1 protein-coding gene is annotated in these 305 nt (G+C 72.5%); it reads right to left on the bottom strand.

Annotated elements, in window-relative coordinates:
* Window positions 1-224 (bottom strand): DEAD/DEAH box helicase (locus ACOADB_RS06780; RefSeq protein WP_378597196.1); only part of this gene is annotated, 224 nt, incomplete at its 3' end.
* Window positions 225-305 lie beyond the last annotated feature (81 nt).

Here is a 305-nt window from a genome sequence, read left to right as displayed (position 1 = left end):
TCCGGTGTCGGCGTGGTCAGCAACCGGTCGATGGCGGCAAGGAAGGCGCTGAGGGTCTTGCCCGAACCGGTGGGCGCGACGACCAGCGTGTGACGACCCTGGCCGATTGCTGCCCACGCGCCGGCCTGCGCCGGGGTGGGTTCGGAGAAGGCCGCCTGGAACCAGGTCCGGGTCGCCTCACTGAACCCCGCCAGCGCATCGGACGGCGGGTCGGTCTCGGGCATCTGCCCATCCTCCCGCACGGCGCCGACAGCGGGGCCACAATGGCCAGGTGGCAGGGACACGGTCGGGGAATCGGCGGACGG

Origin of the sequence: Nocardioides sp. CPCC 206348, from assembly GCF_048654705.1 — a bacterium.
Taxonomy (GTDB): domain Bacteria; phylum Actinomycetota; class Actinomycetes; order Propionibacteriales; family Nocardioidaceae; genus Nocardioides.
The sequence above is the reverse complement of the archived record's forward strand: the minus strand, read 5'-3'. Positions and strand labels throughout refer to the sequence as shown.